Annotated in this window: 8 protein-coding genes; all 8 read left to right on the top strand. The window is 36.3% G+C overall.

Annotated elements, in window-relative coordinates:
• Window positions 1–206 precede the first annotated feature (206 nt).
• The 8 genes from wecB (at window position 207) to AX662_RS07780 (ending at window position 7676) form a co-directional block, all read left to right on the top strand.
• Entirely contained in the window at window positions 207–1358 is a 1152-nt protein-coding gene (gene wecB / locus AX662_RS07810) for a non-hydrolyzing UDP-N-acetylglucosamine 2-epimerase (RefSeq protein WP_060972114.1), read from the top strand.
• On the top strand, window positions 1355–2134 hold the full coding sequence (locus AX662_RS07805) for a hypothetical protein (protein WP_060972113.1): 780 nt from the start codon (window positions 1355–1357) through the stop codon (window positions 2132–2134). The genes wecB and AX662_RS07805 overlap by 4 nt, the downstream gene beginning before the upstream one ends.
• A gap of 142 nt (window positions 2135–2276) precedes the next feature.
• Window positions 2277–3587: a glycosyltransferase family 2 protein gene (locus AX662_RS07800; RefSeq protein ID WP_004182618.1), complete on the top strand. Its 1311-nt coding sequence runs from the start codon at window positions 2277–2279 to the stop codon at window positions 3585–3587.
• An 8-nt stretch (window positions 3588–3595) separates the two neighbouring features.
• On the top strand, window positions 3596–4699 hold the full coding sequence (locus AX662_RS07795; protein WP_004182617.1) for a glycosyl hydrolase family 8: 1104 nt from the start codon (window positions 3596–3598) through the stop codon (window positions 4697–4699).
• A 268-nt stretch (window positions 4700–4967) separates the two neighbouring features.
• Window positions 4968–5204, top strand: coding sequence for a DUF1146 family protein (locus AX662_RS10420; protein WP_004182616.1), 237 nt, complete (start codon window positions 4968–4970; stop codon window positions 5202–5204).
• 67 nt (window positions 5205–5271) lie between these two features.
• Window positions 5272–6543: a UDP-N-acetylglucosamine 1-carboxyvinyltransferase gene (gene murA, locus AX662_RS07790; protein ID WP_004182615.1), complete on the top strand. Its 1272-nt coding sequence runs from the start codon at window positions 5272–5274 to the stop codon at window positions 6541–6543.
• Between the two features lies 1 nt (window position 6544).
• Entirely contained in the window at window positions 6545–6733 is a 189-nt protein-coding gene (locus AX662_RS07785) for a DNA-directed RNA polymerase subunit beta (protein WP_003097027.1), read from the top strand.
• A gap of 61 nt (window positions 6734–6794) precedes the next feature.
• Entirely contained in the window at window positions 6795–7676 is an 882-nt protein-coding gene (locus AX662_RS07780; protein WP_060972112.1) for a DNA/RNA non-specific endonuclease, read from the top strand.
• Window positions 7677–7804 lie beyond the last annotated feature (128 nt).

The raw sequence follows: 7804 nt of genomic DNA, 5'->3' as shown, positions 1-7804 counted from the left end.
ACGTAATGATAGTCTTTTTATTGAGACCTTTTTCTTTATCTACTTTACATCATTTCGAAATATGACCAATAAGCCAGGGCATTCCCTTTAATGCTTTTGGAGGAAGAGTATCTCATCTTCCTTATTATTGGGGATAATAAAGTGATAATGTAGAGTGTTATTTGTCAATATTATATTGATTTCGTATAGGTCATAGGGGGGATCTTATGGGAAAATTAAATATTATGGTTGTCTTTGGGACAAGACCAGAGGCAATTAAGATGGCGCCATTAATTCTTGAGTTGAAAAAACATCAAGAAACCATTAATACTATTACAGTAGTCACAGCTCAACACCGTCAAATGCTTGACCAAGTTTTGGAGACTTTTGAGATAGTTCCTGATTATGATTTGGATATCATGGGAAAAAACCAATCACTTCAGGAAATTACTTCTAAAATTTTGGCTAATTTTGATCCAGTTGTTAAGAAGGAACAACCTGATTTGGTTTTGGTTCATGGTGATACAACAACAACATTTGCTGCTGGCTTGGTTGCATTTTACAATAAAGTAAGTATCGGTCACGTTGAGGCTGGGCTTAGAACTTATGATAAATATTCACCATATCCAGAGGAAATGAATCGTCAGATGACTGACAGCCTTTCTGATTTGTATTTTGCACCTACTCAAGAAAGTAAAGCAAACTTATTGTCGGAAAATCATAAAAAAGAGGCAATTTATGTCACTGGTAACACAGCGATTGATGCCTTAAAACTTACAGTTAAAGATAATTATTATCATGAAGTTCTCGATAAAATCGATGAGAATAAAAAAATTATCTTAGTAACAATGCACCGAAGAGAGAATCAAGGTGAGCCAATGCGTCGAGTATTTAAAACTCTTCGTCATATGGTAGATGAGCATTCTGAAATTGAAGTGGTTTACCCTGTTCATTTGAGCCCTTCTGTACAAGCTGTAGCAAAAGAAATTTTAGGTGATCATGATAGAATTCATCTTATCGCACCTTTAGATGTCTTTGATTTTCATAATTTAGCTTCTAGAAGTTACTTTATTATGTCGGATTCTGGTGGTGTTCAAGAAGAAGCTCCATCACTTGGAAAACCTGTTTTAGTATTACGAGATACAACAGAGCGTCCAGAAGGTGTTAAAGCAGGAACATTGAAACTTGTCGGAACTGATCCAGACAAGGTGAAAGAAGCAATGACTTCACTTTTAACTGAAGAAGCTCTTTATAAAGAAATGTCTGAAGCTCCTAATCCTTATGGTGATGGTAAAGCATCTGAGAGAATTGTTCAAGCGATTAAAGTGTACTTTAATTTGGAAGATTCTGTATCAGAGTTTCACGAAGGAGGAAATTGAGTGTGAAAAGAGATAAAAAAATCTGGTATTGGATTTTATGTTTGATTTTCTTTGAAGCATTACTATTTCTCTACTGTAATCAAGTCAATCCTAATTTATTCATGTTTGAAGCTTTCTTTCTGATTTTAGGTATTGCTGCAGTATGTTTCTTAACAGAGATTCTGATTACTTGGCTAATCATTTTAAGTTTTGCTTTAAGTATCTTTGTATTGGTTAGTGGTGTTGTCTATCTTCCACTGAATGATACATTAGTTCTTATATTCAGTTTTCCTTTGTTAATGGGGATACTTTCAAAGATTAAGTATTACTTCTATAAATTTATTTCATCTGTTCAGATTGAAGAAGTCAAGGCTAGTAACGCTTATCGTGATTTATTAGAGGATAAAAAACCTGTTCAAGCACTTTTGATACATTGGTCTCATGAAGAACAATTCTTTGAATTGAGTCCTCGTGAATATAACCATTTGCTTACTAGTATCTATCATCAGATTTCAGATAAGCTGGATCGCTTTGAGCAAGTCTTTTATGTTTCTGAGGGGAGCTACTTAATCCTCTCAAAAAATGAATCTAGAAACTTAGAAAAGATTTATAAAACTAGTCTTGAAGAACATCTAAAAGAAATGACATTCACTAGGGGAAGTAGTTATCAAGGTATTCAATTTCAATCAGGTTTTCTTGTCATTGATAAAAAGAATTCCAAAAAATTTGATAACTATAGTGAATTAATGAGTAATTTAAACCGTCAGTTAGAAACGGATATTATTGTTGAGTATTAGGGGGAAGTTATGACTATCACAAACTTGTTTTTTGTATTTGCTTTATGTATTAGCCTTATTTTTGCGATTGCTTTCATTGTTTTGTTTACTGTTTATACAGTAATATATGAACGTGTTTCTCATAATTTCAAGGCGGTGAAACATGGTTAGTCAGTTTTTAATGATTTTCACCCTAATATCCATCTGGATTTCCTTAATTTGGGGTGTTGTTATTCTGGTATCAGCTGTTCATTTTTGGTTGAAACATAGTGATTTTAAGGTTGATAAGGAGGAACTTCCTTATTATCCTAAGGTTACGATTGTAGTTCCAGCCCATAATGAAGATGTTGTTATCTCTCAAACGGCTAAAGCTATCTTGAATATGAATTATCCTCATGACAAGGTAGAGCTACTTTTGTTTGCGGATAACTGTTCAGATAATACTTACCAAGAGTGTTTAGCTGTTCAAGCCTTGCCAGAGTATGCTGGACGTAATATTACCATTATTAATCGTAAAGGTACTGGTGGTAAAGCAGGTGTTCTGAACGATGCCCTTAAAATGGCTGATGGAGAATATATCTGTATTTATGATGCGGATGCCATGCCTGAAACTAATGCACTTTACTTCTTAGTTAAAGAAGTGATGAAGGATCCAGAACGAAGAGTGGCGTCCTTTGGCCGTAATAAAACAAGAAATGCAAAACAAAATTTCTTAACACGTTGTATCAATCAAGAGATTGTTGTCACGCAACGTGTTCACCACGTTGGAATGTGGCATTTATTTAAAATTGGTCGTATTCCAGGAACGAACTTCATTATTCAAACTGAATTCGTTAAAAGTATTGGTGGTTGGCGAAATGGTGCCTTGACCGAAGATACCGATATTTCCTTCAAGATTATGCAAAGTGGTAAATTAATTGCCCTGGCATATAATTCTGAAGCCTTCCAACAAGAACCTGAAACGCTTAAAAGTTATTATATGCAACGTAAGCGTTGGGCAAAAGGTAATTACGAAGTTGTTATCTCGAATTTTAAACATTTGTTCGGTAAAGGAAATTGGCGTGTAAAACTAGAAGTAGCGAATTACTCTTGTATTTTCTTCTGGTTTAATGGTGCAATTGTCTTATCTGATTTAATCTTCTTTGCTAATGTCTTAGCCATTGTTTTACATATCTTTTTCCCAACCGTGCAGATTCCGTTTGCCTTTGATGCAAGTAATATTTACATTGCTCAATTAATGTTGTTTAACTGGCTCTTGATGATTGGATTATATTTATTGCAAATCAATGTTGCCCTAGCTTCACAATTTGGACAAGCAACCAGCAAACAAATTTGGTTAGCGATTCTCTCTTATTTTAGTTACGCACAGTTATTCATTATTGTTTCTTTAGATTCGTTGTGGTCTATTATCATGGATAAAATTCTTCATCGTGAAGGAACAACATGGGTTAAAACTAAGCGTTTTGCAGAATAGGAGTATGTATGAAAACAAAATATTTTAAATATTTATGGTTTGTAGTTATCCTTGGCTTATTTGTTTTTTCAATGTTTACCATAAGAATGAAAACGAAAACTGATATTCAAGATAGAATTTATCAAAAATGGGAAAAACACTTCGTAGTCAAAAAAGGCAACGAAGCATATGTCAAAACTACTAATGACAAAGACAAAGATGTTGTTCTTTCCGAGTCACAAAGTTACGGAATGCTAATCACCGTGCGAGCAGCTAAGAAAGGTTTAGCTAATCAAAAAGATTTTGAAAGACTCTACAAGTATTATTTGTCACATCGTATTGAAGGCAATCAATTGATGTCTTGGGAACAAATTGTTCAAAAAAGTGCTAAAAATGTTGATGATCACAATGCAACTGACGGGGACCTTTATATTGCCTATGCCTTGATTGAAGCCTCAAAACAATGGCCAAGCCATAAAGATGAGTATCAAACACAGGCCAAGGCCCTCTTGCAGGATATTCTCAAGTATAACTATAATGAAAATATTGGAATTTTGACTGTTGGGAACTGGGCGAACAAAGATTCCAAATATTATAATCTTATGAGAACTTCAGATACTGTACCTAAGCAGTTCCAAGCTTTTTATGAAGTTACAAAAGATAAAAAATGGTTGGATATTAATAACAAGATGTTAAGTAGTCTTGAAACGATTAGTTCTAAAACTAAGACTGGATTAATTCCAGACTTTATCTGGGTGGATGAATCAGGGGCTCGTGTGGTTAAGCCTTACACCATCTCAAATCAGTTTGATTCAACGTATTCTTATAATGCTTGTCGTCTTCCATACAATCTTACTCAGAGTAACGATGAAAAGAGTCAGAAAGTCCTTAATAAGATGTTGGATTTCTTTATGACTCAGAAAAATGTCTTTTCAAATTACAATTTGTCTGGTAAGTTTTTAGACGACCACCAAGCTGCAAGTTTTAAAGCACCAATTGCTTTTGCGGCTGAGAAGGATCAAAAGTACTTGAAATTAGTTCAGCAGAATAAGATTGTCTTTATGCAGGATCTTCCTGTTAAGAATTATTATGATTCTGCGATTATTACTTTAGTGGCCATGGAATTCTTCTAAGTAATAGTTAACTAATGACTCAAAATCTTCCCTAAACCTGTTATTTGGAAACAGTAGCATTAGGGAAGATTTTTTTTATGACTAATGATTGAAAATAAATTAAATTTCAATCTCGAATGAACACGGGAAATCTCATTTTGAAAGGTTCTTAAGTTGGTTAACAATGGCTCTTAATGGTGGAAACTAATAAAGAAATCAAATGTAAAAAGTCGTATTTTTAATGATTCTTCTTATGTTTTATGTAAGTCTTCTATGATATAATAGTTTGATGACTATTTTAAATGATATGGTTCCTCTAGCGAGCCACTTGGTTTTTATTGGTTTAACTTATCAGATGGTGAATACGCTTTTTGATTGGGAAAAAATAACCAAGAATGTTATTGTTAACACTGGGAAATTGAGATTATTCTTGCTTTTTATTAGTATTGCCATTGGTTTTCTAGTAAGTTCATTCTTTATATATGTTTTAACGCTATGTCAATCGTTAGCAAGCTCAATATCTTAAATTAGTGAATTTAAAAGACTTTTGATATAATATAAAAAGATGAAATTGACCCTTGAAAGGAATCCTTATGGATAAAATTATTGTACAGGGTGGCAACACTCGATTAAGTGGTGAGGTTGTCATTGAAGGTGCTAAAAACGCTGTCCTACCCTTGTTGGCAGCGACTATCTTGGCCTCGGAAGGTCAAACAACCTTAACTAATGTTCCAATCTTGTCAGATGTTTACACGATGAATAATGTTGTTCGTGGTTTAGATATTGCTGTAGACTTTGACGAGGAAAACAATACTGTTGTCGTTGATGCTAGTGGAGAAATTCTTGATCAGGCGCCATATGAGTATGTGAGCAAGATGCGTGCGTCTATCGTAGTACTTGGACCAATTCTTGCCCGCAATGGCCACGCGAAGGTTTCAATGCCTGGTGGTTGTACGATTGGTAGCCGTCCGATTGACCTCCACCTCAAAGGTTTAGAAGCAATGGGTGCTAAAATTACCCAAGTTGGTGGTGATATCACTGCGACAGCAGAAAAACTAAAAGGTGCAACTATTTATATGGACTTTCCATCTGTCGGTGCCACTCAAAACCTTATGATGGCAGCTACTTTGGCTGATGGAGTTACAACCATTGAAAATGCTGCGCGTGAACCAGAAATCGTTGACTTGGCCCTTCTTCTTAACGAGATGGGAGCAGATGTCAAAGGTGCTGGAACTGAAACACTCGTGATTAAAGGTGTTAAAGCTCTCCATGGTACTAAACATGCGGTTGTTCAGGACCGTATTGAAGCAGGTACCTTTATGGTAGCAGCAGCCATGACTTCAGGTGATGTCCTTATCAAAGATGCTATTTGGGAACATAACCGTCCTTTGATTTCAAAATTATTGGAAATGGGTGTCTATGTTAAGGAAGAAGACGGCGGTATTCGTGTTAAATCTGATGTTTCACAATTGAAACCAGTAACCGTTAAAACTCTACCTCACCCAGGTTTCCCAACTGACATGCAAGCTCAATTTACAGCACTTATGGCAGTGGTAAACGGGGAATCAACCATGATTGAAACAGTCTTTGAAAATCGCTTCCAACACTTAGAAGAAATGCGTCGTATGGGACTTCATTCAGAAATCCTTCGTGATACGGCTATGATTCACGGTGGTTTGCCACTTCAAGGTGCTCAAGTTATGTCTACTGACCTTCGAGCTTCGGCAGCACTAATTCTTACAGGGATGGTGGCTGAAGGAACAACTACTGTTGGTAAGTTGACACACTTGGATCGTGGTTACTATCAATTCCATGAGAAACTAGCTAAACTAGGAGCAAATATTTCACGTGTAAGTGAGGCTTAGTATGGAAACTGGTAAAGGCTATGTTTTTCGTCAATTATTACTTGTTTTGAGTGTGTGTGTGATTGGCCTTGCTTTTCTAGCAATCGGATTGATGATTGGCTATGCTGTTTTAGGAGAGGGCAAGGATCCTATAAGCATCTTAAAACCAGAAACCTGGCAAGCAATTGTTGCTAAATTTACAGGAAAATAAAAGGGAGTGGGAAGTAATCCCGCTCCTTTAGTCATGACATTCATATAAAAGAAAGAGAACAATGGCAAAAAGAAAGACATCTTTAACAAATAAACAGAAACGTCAGCTAGTCTCGTTACTAATAGCGGTCTTGATTGCAGTTTTAGGTTACATTGGGACGAGCAATAAGCTATCGCCTAATAATCCAATCAAGCAGGTAGCTAGTCTAGTCTCGGGAAAATCCAATAACTCCGTCAAATCAAACGGTTCAACAAATGGAAAGGCTACGCCACAAGAGCAGCTTGCTGAGTCAGTGATGACTAGCTCCGTCAAGAGTCAACTAGGAAACTCCTTAGAATGGAATGGGGCAGGGGCTTATATTGTTAATGGTAATAAGACTAATCTAAATGCTAAGGTTTCTAGCCAACCCTATGCCAATAACCAAGTCAAAACGGTTCAAGGACAAACGGTTCCTACAGTTGCGAATGCCTTATTAAGTAAAGCAACCAGACAGTACAAAAATCGTCAAGAAACAGGGAATGGCTCAACCTCTTGGACACCTGCGGGATGGCATCAAGTTCACAATCTTTCAGGAGAGTATAGCCATGCCGTAGATAGAGGTCATTTGTTGGGCTATGCACTTGTAGGTGGTCTCAAAGGATTTGATGCCTCGACTTCAAATCCAAAAAATATTGCCGTTCAAACTGCTTGGGCTAACCAAGCTAATAGCGAAAGTTCTACGGGACAAAACTATTATGAAAGCCTGGTACGAAAAGCTCAGGATAAAAACAAACGTGTCCGTTATCGCGTTACCCTTATTTATGAAGGGGATAACCTCATTCCATCAGGATCACATCTTGAAGCCAAGTCAGCTGATGGCTCACTTGAGTTCAATGTCTTTGTTCCAAATGTACAAGAAGGGATTACCCTAGATTATTATTCAGGAAAAGTAACGGTGAATTAAAGCAACGAACGACTCTGATTGGAGTCGTTTTTAGTATCCAGAAAACAAAAACCCACCTGCAGGTGAGTTTTTGTTTGTTTTATTCACTAGCTTGCTCCCATTGTTTAGAGAGGTAGCGAGAGTAGCTA

Origin of the sequence: Streptococcus sp. CCH5-D3, assembly GCF_001556435.1 — a bacterium.
Lineage (GTDB): Bacteria > Bacillota > Bacilli > Lactobacillales > Streptococcaceae > Streptococcus.
The sequence above is the reverse complement of the archived record's forward strand: the minus strand, read 5'-3'. Positions and strand labels throughout refer to the sequence as shown.